Origin of the sequence: Bradyrhizobium cosmicum (genome assembly GCF_032290525.1) — a bacterium.
Classification (GTDB): Bacteria; Pseudomonadota; Alphaproteobacteria; order Rhizobiales; family Xanthobacteraceae; genus Bradyrhizobium; species Bradyrhizobium cosmicum_A.
The window spans coordinates 32710-48991 of the sequence record NZ_JASXTA010000019.1; the positions used below are offsets into that span (position 1 = coordinate 32710).

10 protein-coding genes and 1 tRNA gene are annotated in these 16282 nt (G+C 66.0%); 9 read left to right on the top strand and 2 right to left on the bottom strand.

The window, feature by feature from the left end; all coding sequences use genetic code 11:
- The first annotated feature begins 211 nt into the window (after positions 1-211).
- The 3 genes from QSV46_RS29015 (at position 212) to QSV46_RS29025 (ending at position 2231) form a co-directional block, all read left to right on the top strand.
- A complete protein-coding gene (locus tag QSV46_RS29015; RefSeq protein ID WP_314959615.1) occupies positions 212-457 on the top strand; it encodes a hypothetical protein in 246 nt (81 codons plus the stop codon).
- Between the two features lie 188 nt (positions 458-645).
- A complete protein-coding gene (locus tag QSV46_RS29020) occupies positions 646-1452 on the top strand; it encodes a hypothetical protein (protein WP_314959616.1) in 807 nt (268 codons plus the stop codon).
- On the top strand, positions 1374-2231 hold the full coding sequence (locus QSV46_RS29025; protein WP_314959619.1) for a hypothetical protein: 858 nt from the start codon (positions 1374-1376) through the stop codon (positions 2229-2231). Before QSV46_RS29020 ends, QSV46_RS29025 begins: the two co-directional genes overlap by 79 nt.
- A 531-nt stretch (positions 2232-2762) precedes the next feature.
- Here QSV46_RS29025 and QSV46_RS29030 read toward each other — a convergent pair.
- Positions 2763-2839 (bottom strand) — tRNA-Arg (locus QSV46_RS29030).
- A 424-nt stretch (positions 2840-3263) separates the two neighbouring features.
- Here QSV46_RS29030 and QSV46_RS29035 point away from each other — a divergent pair.
- From QSV46_RS29035 to QSV46_RS29060, 6 genes are all read left to right on the top strand, one after another.
- Positions 3264-8468, top strand: a complete 5205-nt coding sequence (locus QSV46_RS29035) for an alpha-2-macroglobulin (RefSeq protein WP_314959621.1) — start codon at positions 3264-3266, stop codon at positions 8466-8468.
- 137 nt (positions 8469-8605) lie between these two features.
- Entirely contained in the window at positions 8606-10657 is a 2052-nt protein-coding gene (gene pbpC / locus QSV46_RS29040; protein ID WP_314959623.1) for a penicillin-binding protein 1C, read from the top strand.
- Positions 10658-10707: 50 nt separating this feature from the next.
- Entirely contained in the window at positions 10708-12450 is a 1743-nt protein-coding gene (locus QSV46_RS29045; protein WP_314959625.1) for a glycosyltransferase family 39 protein, read from the top strand.
- 1 nt (position 12451) lies between these two features.
- Positions 12452-13297, top strand: a complete 846-nt coding sequence (locus QSV46_RS29050) for a phosphatase PAP2 family protein (RefSeq protein WP_314959627.1) — start codon at positions 12452-12454, stop codon at positions 13295-13297.
- Between the two features lie 68 nt (positions 13298-13365).
- On the top strand, positions 13366-14115 hold the full coding sequence (locus QSV46_RS29055) for a glycosyltransferase family 2 protein (protein WP_314959629.1): 750 nt from the start codon (positions 13366-13368) through the stop codon (positions 14113-14115).
- Positions 14112-14450 carry a lipid-A-disaccharide synthase N-terminal domain-containing protein gene (locus QSV46_RS29060; protein WP_027542719.1) on the top strand — a complete coding sequence of 113 codons (339 nt, stop codon included), beginning with the start codon at positions 14112-14114 and terminating at the stop codon, positions 14448-14450. Before QSV46_RS29055 ends, QSV46_RS29060 begins: the two co-directional genes overlap by 4 nt.
- Positions 14451-14460: 10 nt before the next feature.
- On the opposite strand, the gene QSV46_RS29065 is transcribed toward QSV46_RS29060, so the two are convergent.
- Positions 14461-16152: a Na/Pi cotransporter family protein gene (locus QSV46_RS29065; protein WP_314959636.1), complete on the bottom strand. Its 1692-nt coding sequence runs from the start codon at positions 16150-16152 to the stop codon at positions 14461-14463.
- Between the last annotated feature and the right edge of the window lie 130 nt (positions 16153-16282).

Sequence of the window (16282 nt, forward strand, 5' to 3'; positions counted from 1 at the left end):
ACGGGAATGGGACATTTGATGGTTTCGCAAGAGCTCTACCCATCCTACGCGCTGGCGCGTTGCAGTCACTTAGCGCAGTGGGCGTCATTCGGCGATAACGCCACCATCGCCGGGGTAAGTTTTGTATTAACTTTCTCGAACGTCTCGGTCAGTCGTTTGGCCTTCAGCGCTTCCTCTGCGATCACCAGAGCCGCGGTCTTGTAGCAAGCGGATGTGCCGCAATAAACGGCCGCAGACCCTGCGCCATCCGCTCGACGAAGCGATCTTCGCGACAGCGACCGTCAAGTTCCTGGTCGCCTTCGCGATCGTCATTGCGCTGTTGTCGCTGTTCGCCGCAATCGCCAATGCCGGCCGGCGCCGGCCGACCTCCGCCATGGGCTGGCTCGCCGGCGCCGCGATCGTGGCGGCAGTCGTCGCCGCCGTGCTGGTCGGCAGCGTGACCGCGACCTACGCCTGAATTCGTCCGCGCTTAGCCTCCCGGACGAAATAAACCGCGTGGGCCATGTCCCCGGCCGGCGGTTGGCCCGGCGCGCTGACCCGGCGCACCGGGCTTTTTCGTTTTGATTGTGCTGTGAAAACCTGCAATGACGAATTGTCGCGCGCGCTGGTTGCGCCTATGGTTTCGTGCGCGTTTGTGGGGTGCTGGTGACCAGATTCGGACCGTTTATCGAGCTTGGACTTTTGGCCGGGCTTCTCGCTGCTCTTGCGTCGCTGGCATGGGGCTATCCTAGCACGCTCTGGGCGGGTGACGATTATTCGCTGCAGTATCTGGCGGCGGCCTGCAATGCCGGCGCGCGGATCCGTGATCTTGCGATGCACCCGAGCATGACCATGGGCTATCACCCAGCCGTGCTGTTCTACGTCTTCAGCTGGCTCGCCGCCTTCGCCGCGCTGGGTGCCGGCGCGATCGGATCTGACCTCGCATATTTCGATCGGCTGATCGACAATGCGCCGCTGCTGTTTATCTCGCTCAAGGCCTGCGCCATTCTGGTGACCGGGCTGCTGGTGTTTGCCTGCAGGCAATCGCTGGCGCGTCTCGCGCCTGCAGGTGTCGTGCTGCTCGCGATCGCGCTCTATTTCGCGGTGACGCCGCAGTCGGTGTTTCGTGCGGTCTATCCGCTGACCGAGACCTTTGCGCTCGCCGTCAATGCGCTGTTCGCGGTGGGGCTGGTGCGCTTTGCCAAGAATCCACTGGGGTGGGGGCCTTACGTCCTGAACGGCTTCGTCGTCGCCTTTGCCTATCTACTCAAGGTCAGCTTTCTCTATGTCTATGCCGCGTTGGTGGTGGCCTTCCTGTACGTGGGGCTGTTCGGCGGCAGAAGGTGGGGGCCTCTCCTCGGCCGTTTTGTGGCGTCGCATGCGAGGGGCTCATTGTGGTTGCGGCGGTTGGGTTCTTCGTCATCGGCTGGGAGTATTTCCTGGCGCTGCTGCGACTGCATTGGGCAATTCTGACCCATGGGGCGGGCTCTGAAGCGAACGGCAGCGTCGCTGCTGTCCTCGACTCCGTCGCGGCATATTGGCGTAGCGGTGCGAGCGCGATTCCGTTGGTGCTGATCGTCGCCCCGACGCTTCTGCTCGCGGTGACAGTTTCGACCTGGCTGAGGCGGATGCCCATTGTCACGGGCACCATCGCAGTCGGCGCATCCATGGCTTCGCTTGCGTCGTTGGCCGCAGTCCTGACACGGTTTGGCGAGACCTATGTGGTCGCGGTAGCCGCGACCGTCCCGCTATTGGTCGTCAGCGCCTGGCTGGCGGCTGGCACATGGCGGGCGAGGGCGATCGTCACCGGCGTTGCGCTTTGCGTGGCAGTTGTCTCGGCCTGGCGTTCCGTGCCGGCGATCGGGATGCTGTTCCTGGACAAGACCGAAGTGTCAGCGCGAGCGGCGGCCGATATGGCGGCAATCGAGCGGCGCGTGGCGCCCGATGCGAAGGGACTGTTCCTGTATCGGGTCTCGATGCCGGGGTATGGCAAGGGCTACGTCGCGCTGCATTGCGAGGTGCCCAAGATCACCGCGGCGCTGCTCGGAGCCGATCGCAGCCAGCAATCGAGCATGGCGCGCTCGGTTGCCGATCCCGATTACATCGTTGCGGACAAGGGCTACAATTATCCGGAGTCGGCCATCCGGTCGGGCAAGAACCTCGATCCGATCAATCTGGTCGCGACGACTTATCGCGACGGCGACGAGATCCTGCCGCTTGGGGATGCCTGGCTGATCATCCGGCGGCGCTGATCCATATCACGGGATCGTCCGCCTTCGGTCTCCGCGCCGCGCTCCCTTCACTCCGGCGGCAGTTTGGCGATCAGGTGCGGCCAGTTGCGTTCGATGATGCCGCGCAGCTCGAATCGACTTCCTATATGGTCTGGAAGTTCTCGAGCTGAATGCGAAGCTCTTCCAGCTGGTCCGGATCGAGCACCTGGCCACGGTAGACTTCGATTGGCATGGCGCTGTCGCTCCTACGGCAGATCTGCAAGCTTGCGTGCAAGGCGTTGGGTGGCCTCGACCACCTGTTCGTCATCGAGCACGGTAAGCAAGGCGCTCCACGCAACGCAACACGTGGATTCGAGTCATTCAAGCTGGAATCGTTCCGGGGAGGCAGCGCCCGCCGCGTTTCGCGATACGAAATCGCTCCGGGGTTTTCTCCGGGGTTTTGGTGCCTCAATCACCCGCAAATGCCAGCAATGTCCCGCAATTGTTCTCGTCGGGAGGCGGGCTTGTCTGCGCCCGTTTTCGCTAAATGCCTTCGATTGATATGGTTTTTTATGGCGATCCCAGCAGGACTCGAACCTGCAACCCGCGGAGTAGAAATCCGCTACTCTATCCAGTTGAGCTATGGGACCGTCTTGAAGCCGGCCTTGAGACCAGGCTTGCGCCGGCCTCGGCTACCGCCTGCCGGTCTTCTACCATGCCAATATGAAAAATCTGGTCTTTCGCCAAGCCTGAACCGAACCGTTTTCCCTCACGCCGCGACAAAGCGGAACGGTGGGGTGTCAGGGTGCCGGGTTGAGCGGCAGCGGACTGGACGATGGATCACATCGCCGGGAACGCTGGCCAGCTTCCGGGACATTGCCGCCGGTCGACTGGTCCGGAATTGCTGCGCCATCAGGACGGCGTGCGCGGCGGTGTCTGGGTTGGTCTCCTCCGGGCTTGCTTTGTCATGGCGAATGCGACGATTTGCACCTTTGGTTCCATCGCCTTGAGTCCGTCACCTTTCCACGCATTTCATGCTCACGCGGCGCTCGCCGCGATTTCCGGGAGTCCCTCATGATCGGTCTGGTTCGCGCCGTCACAATCTGCGCCACGCTGGCGTTTGGCTTGGGCACGGCGCATGCCGCGGACAAGGCGTTCAAACGCGACGACCTTGCCGATTCCGCGATCAAGCTCGAGGCGCAGATCAAGAGCGAGGCGGGGCCGGTCGCCAAGACCAGCGCGAGCTTGCGCACCGACGCGGACGCCGCCTTCCGCCGTAATGATTACCGCACCGGCCTGTCGGTACTCGGCCAGATCGCGGCGACCACGCCGGAGGATACCGGCAACTGGCTGCGGCTCGCCAAGGTGATCTTCCAGATCTCGCCGAAGAGTTCGAGCGAGCAGACATTCCTGTTTGAGCGCGCCTCGACCGCGGCCTACATCGCCTACCAGCGCGCCGGCAACGCGAACGAGGAGGCGGATGCGCTCGCCGTGCTCGGCAGGTCGCTGGCCGAGCGAAAGCTGTGGCGGCCGGCGCTGGATGCGCTGCGGCTGTCGCTCGACATGCGCGAGGTCGCGGACGTCCGCGGCCAATATGAAAAGATGCGTGACGAGCACGGTTTCCGGCTGCTCGACTATACCGTGGACTCGGATTCGGCGAGCCCGCGCGCCTGCTTCCAATTCTCGGAGGAGCTCGCCAAGCGCACTGACTTTGCGCCGTTCCTCGCCCTCGCAGGCCAGGACAAGCCGGCACTGTCGGCCGAAGGCAAGCAGCTCTGCGTCGACGGGCTCAAGCACGGCGAGCGCTACAACATCAATCTGCGCGCCGGCCTGCCGTCCACTGTCAAGGAAGGCCTGCCGAAATCGGCCGAGTTCAACGTCTATGTGCGTGATCGCAAGCCGTTGGTGCGCTTCACCAGCCGCGCCTATGTGCTGCCCAAGACCGGCCAGCGCGGCATTCCCGTGGTCAGTGTCAACACGCCCGCGGTCAGCGTCAACGTGTTCCGGATCGGCGATCGCAACCTGATCAACACGGTCGTGGACAGCGACTTCCAGAAGACGCTGTCGAAATACCAGCTCAGCGATCTCGGTGGCGAGCGCGGCGTGAAAGTCTGGACCGGCGAGCTCGCCACCGCGATGACGCTGAACCAGGACGTCACCACCGCATTTCCGGTCGACCAGGCGCTCGGCGAGCTGCAGCCCGGCGTCTACGTGATGACGGCCGCCGCCAAGGGCCCGGGCTCGGACGATGACTACCAGCTCGCGACGCAATGGTTCATCGTGTCGGACCTCGGCGTCACCGCCTATTCCGGCAATGACGGCATTCATGTCTTCGTCAACTCGCTGGCCTCGACCGATCCGGTGGGCAAGGCTGAGGTGCGGCTGGTCGCGCGCAACAACGAGATACTGGCGACGCGCAAGACCGACGATTCCGGCCACGTGCTGTTCGAGGCGGGCCTCGCGCGCGGCGAGGGCGGCCTGTCGCCCGCGATGCTGACGGTGACCGGCGAGAAGGCCGACTATGCCTTCCTGAGCCTCAAGACATCCGCGTTCGACCTGTCCGACCGCGGCGTTGCGGGTCGTGCCGTGCCGGTTGGCGCCGATGCCTTCGTCTATGCCGAGCGCGGCGTCTACCGCTCCAGCGAGACGGTCTATCTCACTGTGCTGCTCCGCGACGGGCAGGGCAATGCCGTCTCGGGCGGGCCGCTGACGCTGGTGATCGAGCGTCCCGACGGCGTCGAATTCCGCCGCGCCGTGCTGCCTGACCAGGGCGCCGGCGGCCGCTCGCTCGCCGTGCCGCTCAACTCGGCCGTCCCGACCGGGACCTGGCGGGTGCGCGCCTTCACCGATCCGAAAGGCACGTCGGTCGGCGAGACCACGTTCATGGTCGAGGACTACGTTCCTGATCGGATCGAATTCGAGTTGTCCGCCAAGGTCAAGCTGATCAAAGCTAACGCTCCAGTGGAGCTTAAGGCGGACGGCCATTTCCTCTATGGCGCGCCGGCCTCGGGCCTCCAGCTCGAGGGCGACATGCTGATCGCGCCCGCAAGCGAACGACCGGGCTTTGCCGGATATCAGTTCGGCGTTGCCGACGAGGAGACCACCTCGAACGAGCGCACGCCGCTGGAGAACCTGCCCGAGGCCGACGCCAACGGCGTTGCGACCTTTCCGGTCACGCTGGACAAGCCGCCGGCCTCGACCCGTCCGCAGGAAGCGCAGATCTTCGTCCGCATGGTCGAGACTGGCGGCCGTGCCGTCGAGCGCAAGATCGTGCTGCCGGTCGCGCCCGCGAGCGCCATGATCGGCATCAAGCCGCTGTTCGGCGACAAGAACGTCGCCGAGGGCGACAAGGCCGAGTTCGACGTCGTATTCGTCTCGCCCGAGGGCGAGAGGCTGCGCCGCGACGGCCTGCGCTACGAACTCTTGAAGATGGAGTCGCGCTACCAATGGTATCGCCAGAACAATTACTGGGACTACGAGCCGGTCAAGTCGACCTCGCGCGTCGCTGACGGCGACGTCACTGTTACCGCCGACAAGCCGTCGCGTATTTCGCTGAGCCCGCAGCCCGGCCGCTACCGGCTCGACGTGAAATCGAACGACGCCGACGGCCCGGTGACCTCGGTGCAGTTCGACGTCGGCTGGTATTCCGACGGCAGCGCCGACACGCCGGACTTGCTGGAGACCTCGATCGACAAGCCGCAATATGCTTCCGGCGACACCATGACCGTGTCGGTGAACGTCCGCACCGCGGGCAAGCTCACCGTCAACGTGCTCGGCGACCGTCTGCTGACGACGCAGGCCATCGACGTCAAGGAGGGCACCGCGCAGGTCAAGCTCCCAGTTGGCAAGGACTGGGGCACCGGCGCCTATGTGGTGGCGACGCTGCGCCGTCCGCTCGATGCGGCTGCGCAACGCATGCCGGGCCGGGCGATCGGCCTGAAATGGTTCGGCATCGACAAGCAGGCCCGCACGCTCCAGGTCAAGCTGACGCCACCTGCGCTGATCCGGCCGAACGCGACGCTGAAGATCCCGGTCAAGCTCGACGGACTCAATCCGGGCGAAGACGCCAAGGTCGTAATCGCGGCGGTCGATGTCGGCATCCTCAACCTCACCAACTACAAGCCGCCGGCGCCGGATGATTACTATCTCGGCCAGCGCCGCCTCAGTGCCGAGATCCGCGATCTGTATGGGCAGCTGATCAACGGCATGTCGGGCACGCGCGGCCAGATCAGGTCCGGCGGTGATGCCGGTGCGGCCGACCTCCAGGGCTCGCCGCCCGCGCAAAAGCCGCTGGCGCTTTATTCCGGCATCGTCACGGTCGCGGCCGACGGCACGGCGGAGGTGAGCTTCGACATCCCCGAGTTCGCCGGCACCGCGCGGGTGTTGGCGGTGGCGTGGACCGCGACCAAGCTCGGCCGCGCCAACATTGATGTCGTGATCCGCGATCCCGTGGTGCTGACCACGACCCTGCCGCGCTTCCTGCTCAACGGCGACCACGGCACGGTCAATCTCGAGATCGACAATGTCGAGGGCCAGGCCGGCGACTACATCATCAACGTCAAGACGGGCGGTCCGGTGAAGATGACCGGCAATCCCGCCACCACGGTCAAGCTCGCCGCCAAGCAGCGCAACTCGTTCTCGCTCGCGATCGATGCGACCGCGGCGGGGCAGGCGACGCTCGACGTCGACATCAAGGGGCCGAACGGCCTGGCGCTGGCGCGGCACTACGCGCTCGACGTCAAGGCGGCGACGCAGGTGCTGGCGCGGCGCTCGATCCGCACGCTGGCGAAGGGCGAGAGCCTGACGCTGACCTCGGACATGTTCGCCGATCTCGTGCCGGGCACCGGCAGCGTCTCGGTTTCGGCGAGCCTGTCGACCGCGCTCGATGCCGCGACGATCCTCAAGGCGCTCGACCGCTATCCCTATGGCTGCTCGGAGCAGATCACCAGCCGCGCGATGCCGCTGCTCTATGTCAACGAGCTCGCGGCCGGCGCGCATCTGGCCATGGATACAGAGGTCGACCAGCGCATCCGCGACGCGATCGAGCGGCTGCTGGCACGCCAGGGCTCCAATGGCTCGTTTGGTCTGTGGTCGGCCGGCGGCGATGACGCCTGGCTCGATGCTTACGTGACGGACTTCCTGACCCGCGCCCGCGAGAAGGGCTTTGTGGTGCCGGATGTGCTGTTCAAGAACGCGCTGGACCGCATCCGCAACTCCGTCCTCAACGGCAACGAGCCGGAGAAGGACGGCGGGCGCGATCTCGCCTACGGTCTGTACGTGCTCGCCCGCAATGGCGCAGCTCCCATTGGCGATCTGCGCTATCTCGCCGACACCAAGCTCGCCAACCTCGCAACGCCGATTGCGAAGTCGCAGCTCGCCGCGGCGCTCGCGCTGGTCGGCGACCGCAACCGCGCCGAGCGGGTCTATGGCGCAGCCCTCGACAGCCTCGCGCCGAAGCCGGTGCTGGAGTTCGGCCGCACCGATTACGGCTCGCAGCTCCGTGACGCCGCTGCGCTGGTGTCACTTGCCAGCGAAAGCAACGCGCCGAAGGCGACGCTGACGCAGGCGGTGACCCGGGTCGAGACCGCGCGCGGGCTCACGCCCTACACCTCCACGCAGGAGAATGCGTGGCTGGTGCTGGCGGCGCGCGCACTGGCCAAGGAGAACATGTCGATCGAGGTTGACGGCCAGAGCGTCAAGACCGCGCTCTATCGCAGCTACAAGGCGGACACGCTGAGCGGCAAGCCGCTGAAGATCACCAACACCGGCGACGCGCCGGTCCAGGCGGTGGTCTCGGTGTCGGGCTCGCCGGTGACGCCGGAGCCGGCAGCGTCCAACGGCTTCAAGATCGAGCGCAGCTACTTCACGCTCGACGGCAAGCCCGCCGACATCAGCAAGGTCAAGCAGAACCAGCGTTTTGCAGTGGTGCTGAAGATCACCGAAGCCAAGCCCGAATACGGCCACATCATGGTGTCCGACTATCTGCCGGCCGGACTCGAGATCGACAATCCGAAGCTGGTCTCGTCCGGCGACAGCGGCACGCTGGACTGGATCGAGGACGGCGAGGAGCCCGAGGACACCGAGTTCCGCGACGACCGCTTCACCGCGGCCATCGACCGCGCCTCGGATTCCAACGCGGTCTTCACCGTTGCCTATGTCGTGCGCGCGGTCTCGCCGGGCAAATACGTGCTACCGCAGGCCTATGTCGAGGACATGTACAATCCCTCGCGCTACGGGCGGACGGGCACGGGCACTGTCGAGGTGCGGGCGGCGAAGTGAGTGGCGGTGCGATGAGCGAGGTCAACAAGGTATCTCGTCATTCCGGGATGGTCCGAAGGACCAGACCCGGAATCTCGAGATTCCGGTTTCGACTCTTCGAGTCGCCCCGGAATGACGGAGGAGGAGGGCGCAGCATTATGCGTATACCCTCCGCGCTAGCGCTCACGTTCATCATCGGCTTCGTCGGCTGGGTCTACTCGCTTGGTCCTCTCCCGCTCGGCGAGGCGCGCCAGGTCTCCACCACCATTATCGACCGCAACGGAAAGCTGCTGCGCGCCTATGCGATGGCGGACGGTCGCTGGCGGCTGCCGGTCGACGCCAAGGCCAACGTCGATCCGACCTATCTGAAACTGCTGCTCGCCTATGAGGACCAGCGCTTCTACATGCATAATGGCCTCGATCCGCTCGCGCTCGGCCGCGCCGCGTTGCAACTCACGACGCGCGGCCACATCGTCTCCGGCGGCTCGACCATCAGCATGCAGCTTGCCCGCCTGATGGAGCCGCGACGGCAGCGCTCGCTCTATGCAAAGCTGCGGCAGATCGTGCGTGCGATCGAGATCGAGCGCAGCATGAGCAAGGCCGAGATCCTCGACCTCTATCTCGCGCTCGCGCCTTACGGCGGCAATCTCGAAGGCATCCGCTCAGCCTCGATCGCCTATCTCGGCAAGGAGCCGAAGCGGCTGTCGCTGGCCGAAGCCGCGCTTCTGGTCGCGCTGCCGCAATCGCCGGAGACGCGCCGGCTCGATCGCTATCCCGAGACCGCACGCAAGGCGCGCGACCGCGTGCTCGATCGCATGGTCGAGGAGCATGTCGTCAGTGCTGACGACGCGACGCAGGCCAAGGCGGTGCCGGTGCCAAAACTTCGCAAGCCGATGCCGATCCTGGCGCCGCACGCCTCCGACACCGCGCTCTCGACCGTCAAGGACACGCCGGTCATCAAGCTGACGCTGGATGCGAATCTGCAGAAGGTGCTGGAGCCGCTGGCGCGCGACCGCGCCGTTGCGCTCGGGCCGAACATCTCCATCGGCATCATCGTCGTCGATAATGAGAGCGGCGACGTGCTGGCGCGGGTCGGATCTGCCGATTATTTCGATGAGAGCCGGGCCGGGCAGGTCGACATGACCCGCGCCATCCGCTCGCCGGGCTCGACGCTGAAGCCGTTCATCTACGGCCTCGCCTTCGAGGACGGCTTCGTTCACCCCGACAGCCTGATCGACGACCGGCCGGTCCGCTTCGGCTCCTACGCGCCGGAAAATTTCGACATGACGTTCCAGGGAACGGTGCCGGTGAAGAAGGCGCTGCAATTGTCGCTGAACGTGCCGGCCATCGTGCTGCTCGACCGCGTCGGCGCGAGCCGGCTGGCCTCGCGGCTGCGGCAGGCCGGCGGCAATCTGGTGCTGCCCAAGGACGAGGCGCCGGGCCTCGCGATGGGCCTCGGCGGCGTCGGCGTAACGCTTCAGGATCTTGCCCAGCTCTATACGGGGGTCGCCCGGCTCGGCACCACCAGGCCGCTGCGCGAGGTCATTGCGGCCAGGGACGACCGCGAGCCGCTGCGGCTCCTGGATCAGGCCGCGGCCTGGCAGGTCGGCAACGTGCTGCTGGGCACGCCGCCGCCGGAGAACGCCGCCCACAACCGCATCGCCTTCAAGACCGGCACCTCCTACGGCTATCGCGACGCCTGGTCGGTCGGGTTCGATGGCCGCATGACCATCGGCGTCTGGGTCGGCCGTCCGGACGGCGCTCCGGTTCCGGGCCTGATCGGGCGGGTCGCTGCCGCGCCGATCCTGTTCGACGCCTTCGCCAGGTCCGGCAAGACGCTAGCGCCGCTGCCGAAGCCGCCGAAGGGAACCCTGGTGGCGAGCAACGCGAAGTTGCCGTTGCCGCTGAGGCGGTTCCGCCCGGTCGGAGAACTGGTGCGAATCGGCGGCGAACAGGCGCTGCACATTCAGTTTCCGCTGAACGGCTCGCGGATCGACGTCGATCGCTCCGGCGGCGAGGGAAGCGCAGCCATGCCGGTGAAAGTCGCGGGCGGCGTGCTGCCCATGACCGTCATGGTTAACGGAACGTCGCGCGGCGAGATCGATGGACGCCGCCAGCGGCTGATCGATCCGCCAGGTCCAGGCTTTGCGCGGCTGACCGTCATCGATGCGACTGGCGCCGCGGACACAGTTGTCATTCGAATTCAATGATCCCGCCTCAAGCGGTTGTGGCGATGGCGGTTTCGGCGTAAGCGGAACCAATGGCCGAGACCTATCCCACGCCTCGTTTTGGAGCGCCCCGCGAGCCGAAATCGCCCGTGAATCCGGGCAGTCGGCTCGTGTCCATGCTCGACCTCGCGACGGCTAGCCATGCCCGTGCGGTCGGCTTCCTCCTAGTGTGCGCGCTGCTGCTGTTCCTGCCGGGTTTCTTCACGATCCCGCCGATCGATCGCGACGAGGCGCGCTTTGCCCAGGCCACCAAGCAGATGGTCGAGAGCGGCGACTATGTCGACATCCGTTTCCAGGAAGACGTCCGTTACAAGAAGCCGGTCGGCATCTACTGGCTGCAATCGGCCGCGGTTGAAGCCGCATCTGCGCTCAAGCTGCCGAAGGCCGAATTGCGGATCTGGGTCTACCGGCTGCCGTCGCTGATTGGCGCCATCGGTGCCGTGCTCATGACCTACTGGGCCGCGCTCGGCTTCGTCACGCGCCGTGCCGCGGTGCTCGCCGCGCTCCTGATGTGCGCCTCCGTGCTGCTCGGCGTCGAGGCGCGGCTCGCGAAAACCGACGCGATGCTGCTGCTTTGCGTGACCGCCGCGATGGGCGCGATGGCGCGCGCCTATCTGTCGTGGCAGCGTGCCGAGGACGAGGCCCATCCGCCCTGGAGCTGGCCCGCGATATTCTGGACCGCGCTCGCGGTGGGCATCCTGATCAAGGGCCCGCTGATCCTGATGTTCGCAGGGCTGACCGCGGTCGCGCTGGCGATCCAGGACCGCGATGCCTCCTGGCTCTGGAAGCTACGCCCGCTCTGGGGCCTGATGTGGATGCTGGTGCTGGTGCTGCCCTGGTTCGTCGCGATCTTCTGGCGCGCGGGCGATGCCTTCTTCGCCGATTCCGTCGGCGGCGACATGCTGAGCAAGCTGGGCGCCCAGGAATCCCATGGTGCGCCGCCAGGACTTTACCTGGCGCTGTTCTGGATCACGTTCTGGCCCGGCGCGCCGCTCGCGGCGATGGCGGCGCCTGCGGTGTGGCGGGCGCGGCGCGAGCCCGGTGCCCAGTTCCTGCTGGCCTGGCTGATCCCGTCCTGGATCGTGTTCGAGGCGGTGCTGACCAAGCTGCCGCATTACGTGCTGCCGCTGTATCCGGCGATCGCGATCCTCACCGTCGGTGCGCTGGAGCGGCGCGTGCTGTCGCGGTCCTGGCTGATGCGCGGCTCGGCCTGGTGGTTTGCGATTCCCGCGGCCGCTTCGATCATCGCCGTCGTCGGCGCGGTGATGCTGACGCGGCAGCCGGCCTTCGTCGCCTGGCCGTTCATCGCAGCATCGCTGATCTTCGGCCTGTTCGCCTGGTGGCTCTACGACAACAACCGCGCGGAGCGCTCGGTGCTCAACGCGCTGGTCGCGGCCCTGATGCTGGCGGTCGTGGTCTATGGCATCGTGCTGCCGTCGCTGACCCCGCTGTTTCCGAGCATCGAGATCGCGCGTGCACTTCGCAACGTCACCTGCGTCGGACCGAAGGCGGCTGCGGCCGGCTATCACGAGCCGAGCCTCGTGTTCCTGACGGGCACGCAGACGTTGCTCACCGACGGCTCGGGCGCAGCGGACTTCCTGCTGCAGGGGAGTTGCCGCTTCGCGCTGATCGAGCAGCGTACGGAGCGCAGCTTCGCGCAACGCGCTGAGGCGATCGGGCTGCGCTACAAGGTCGGCACGCGCATCGATGGCTACAATTTCTCGCAAGGGCGCGCGATCTCGATCTCGATCTTCCGCTCGGAAGGCACCGAGTAGGATGCCTGTTACGACCGACATCGCGCCGCGTCCGGGCTATCCCGCGCAATTGCTCACAATTGTGGGACGCGCGCTCGCGCAGCTGATGCGCTCGCCCTCGCATTCGCGCCGCGCCGAGGCCGCGCGAAAGCTGGCGCGGCATTCGCTGTGGCTTAGCGCTGCGGGCGCGGCCCTGGTCATCGGGCTGATGCTCGCGTTCGACCAGACCGAGATCCAGCTGATGCCGGCGCGGGGCACGCCGAGCCTGTGGCCGATCCGCATCCTCACCGATTTCGGCAAGGACGAGTATGTGCTCTCGGTGCTCGGGATTGCGCTGGTGGCCGTGGCGCTCGCTGCGGCAGGCCTTTACGGCAGCCGCCGCACCCTGCTGCTCGGTTTGGGCACCCGTCTCCAGTTCCTGTTTCTGTCTGTTACCCTGCCGGTGTTCGTCACCGAGATCCTGAAATATCTGATCGGGCGCGGGCGTCCGTTCGTCGGCGGCCAAGCCAATCCGTTCAACTTCGTCCCGCTCGAGGGAACGGGGGCCTACGCCAGCCTGCCGTCGGGCCATGCGGTGACGGCGTTCGCGCTGGCCTTTGCCGTCTCGGCGTTGTGGCCGCGCCTGCGCGTGTTCATGTTCACTTACGCAATTGTGATCCTGCTGACGCGCCTGGTGCTGCTCGCGCATCACCCAAGCGACGTCGTCGCCGGTGCCCTGGTCGGCATGGTCGGCGCCATGGCGGTGCGCTACTGGTTTGCGGCCCGGAGGCTGGGCTTCGCCATCAGGGCGGACGGCACCATTGTGCCTCTTGCCGGGACAGTCTCGGGCCGCCTCAAAAGGGTTGCCCACCGGGCATCCGCCCCATAAAAGCGGCTGCCTTGCCGGGGCCGCCGGTTCCGCAAGTCGCAGGCCCATTCCAACCACGAGCTTTCGATTTGTCGTCGCCCCAGCCTTCGGTTTCCCAGCCTGCGGTTTCCATCGTCGTTCCCGTGCGCAACGAAGCGGATAACATCGCGCCGCTGATCGAAGAGATCGGCGCGGCGCTCGACGGCCGTTGGGGCTACGAGATCATCTACGTCAACGACGGCTCCACCGATGCGACCGGCGAGCGGCTCGCTTCCGTCATGCAGCAGCGGGACAATCTGCGGCAGCTTCGCCACGCCAGATCGGGCGGCCAGTCGGCGGCGGTGCGCAGCGGCGTGCGCGCGGCGCGCGGCGCCATTGTCGCGACGCTCGACGGCGACGGCCAGAACAACCCGGCCTTCCTGCCGGACCTGATCGCGGCGGTCGAGAAGGGCGCGCGCGTCGGCCTCGCCGCCGGCCAGCGGATCGGGCGCAAGGACACCGGCTTCAAGAAGTTTCAGTCGCGCGTCGCCAACGGCGTCCGCAATGCGATCCTGAAGGACGGCACGCGTGATACCGGCTGCGGCCTGAAGGCATTCCGGCGCGAGGTGTTTCTGATGATGCCCTATTTCGATGGGCTGCACCGCTTCCTGCCGGCGCTGGTCCGCCGCGAAGGCTACGAGATCGCCTATGTCGAGGTGATCGACCGGCCGCGCCGCTCCGGCGTGTCGAATTACGGTTTCTTCGACCGGCTCTGGATCGGCATCATGGATCTCGTCGGCGTGTGGTGGCTGATCCGCCGCAAGAAGCCGACACCAGACGTGACCGAGGTGAAGGCATGATCATTCAATACGGTCAGGCGCTGAGCAACTATCTCTACGACGTCTTCGTCGCCAAGTTCGATTTCTGGCTGGCGTTCGGCCTGGTCGCGCAGCTGTTCTTCACCGCCCGATTCCTGGTGCAGTGGATCGCGAGCGAGCGTGCCGGCAACAGCGTCGTGCCGATGGCGTTCTGGTTCTGCTCCATGGGCGGCGGGCTGATGACGCTGGTTTACGGTGTCGTGAAGCGCGAGCCCGTGATCATCCTGGGACAGGCGTTGGCCACGGTGATCTACATCCGCAACATCATGCTGATCATCAAGAACCGTGGCCGCGCCTCGAAGACGCTGGAGCGCTGAGGCGGCTTGATCAGCGCGGCAGCGCCGGGGCCGCACGTGTGGCCGGCACGGCGGCGGCATCCGCCTCGCTCCTGCGATAGGGCTCGCCGGCCGCGTCCAGAACGGGGTAGGCGACCGAGCAGATATGCGAGTGGATGCGGCGCAGATCGCGCAGCACGTCCAGATGCAGCGAGGTGGTCTCGATGGTCTGGGGCCGGCCCTCGCGCAGGCGGTCGAGATGGCGCTCGACGGCGGCAAGCTCGGTGTTGCGCAGCGCGGTCTTCTCCGCCAGCAGCTTGCGCGCTTCGTTGGCATCGCCCGACATGAAGACGCCGAAGGCGATCCGCAGCGAGTCCATCGTGCGCTTGTGGAAGGCGGCGAGCTCCTCGGCACCCTCGGCCGAGAACTGGAAGCGCCGCTTGATCTTCTTGGTCGCAAGCTCGCTCAGACTCTTGTCGATGATGTCGCCGATATGCTCGAGATTGATCGCGAAGGAGATGATCTCCATTGCGCGCCGGCCCTCGCTCTCGTCGAGGCTGCCCCGCATGAGCTTCGTCACATAGAGCTTGATGGCCTCGTCGAGGCCGTCGACGACATTGTCCATCTTCGAGACCTGGTCGACCAGCGCGCGGTCGCCCGTCATCATCGCGGCCATGACGTTGCGCAACATGACCTCGACAAAGTCGCCCATCCGCAAGGTCTCGCGTGCTGCGTCGGCGAGCGCCAGTGACGGCGTCTCCAGCGCGGTCTCGTCGAGATAACGCGGGCGGGCGGGGTCGGTCTCCTGCACGCGATCCGGCAAGAGGCGGGTCAACAGGCGCGACATCGTGTCGAGCAGGCCGATGAACAGGACGGCCGTGCCGACGTTGAAAGCGATGTGAAATGCCGCCGTCATCCTGGCGAGATCAGGCTGCCAGGCATGCATGTGCTCGGCGATCGGGCCAAGGAACGGCAAGACGAGGGCTATCCCGATCACGCGATTGATGAGATTGCCGACCGGCAGGCGATAGCTGGCGGGATCGTCGCGGTTGGCGCCTTCGAACACGGGGTTGATGGCGCTGCCGAGATTGGCGCCGAGCACGAGGGCCAACGCCGCGTAGGGTGTCACGAACTGGGCATAGGCCAGCGACATGATCAGCAGCACGCTGGCGACGCTCGAATGCACGGCCCACGTGACGAGCGCTGCGATCACGATGCACAGGATGGGATCGCCTGTGATGGCCGACATGATGACGCGGGCGCCGGGCGCGTTCTCGGCCGGCGCCAGCGTGTCGAGCAGGATGTGCAGCGACAGCAGCATCAAGCCAAGACCGATTGAGATACGGCCGATATCCTTGATGCGCGAGCGTGGGCCGGAGCGGAACGCAACGAGCCCGAGTACGAACAGCACGGGTGCGACAGCGGCGATGTTGAATGACAGCGCCTGCACGATCAGCGTGGTACCGACATTGGCCCCTAACATGATGGCAAGCGCCGCAACGAGGCTGAGCAGGCCCTCGGCCGCGAACGAGCTGGTGAGCAGCGCTGTCGCCGTGCTGCTCTGGAGCAGCGCGGTGAGCCCGAGCCCGGCGGCGAACGCGCTGGCGCGGTTGCCCAGCGCCTTGCCGAGCAGGCGGCGCAGGTCAGGGCCAAAGGCGCGCAGGATGCCGCTTTGGACCATATGGAGGCCCCACAGCAGCAGCGCCACGCCGCCCATCAGATCGAGCAGTACCAACGTTCCCATGCTCCGTGGATGAGGGTCGATTGGTGAAGCTAGCGATAAATGCTTGAGGTTCAAACCATTTGTTGGCGCATCGGCCTTAACGTTTCCGCGCGCTGCTCGTTCCCCCGGCGCGCGTTGGCGCGTCCGCAGG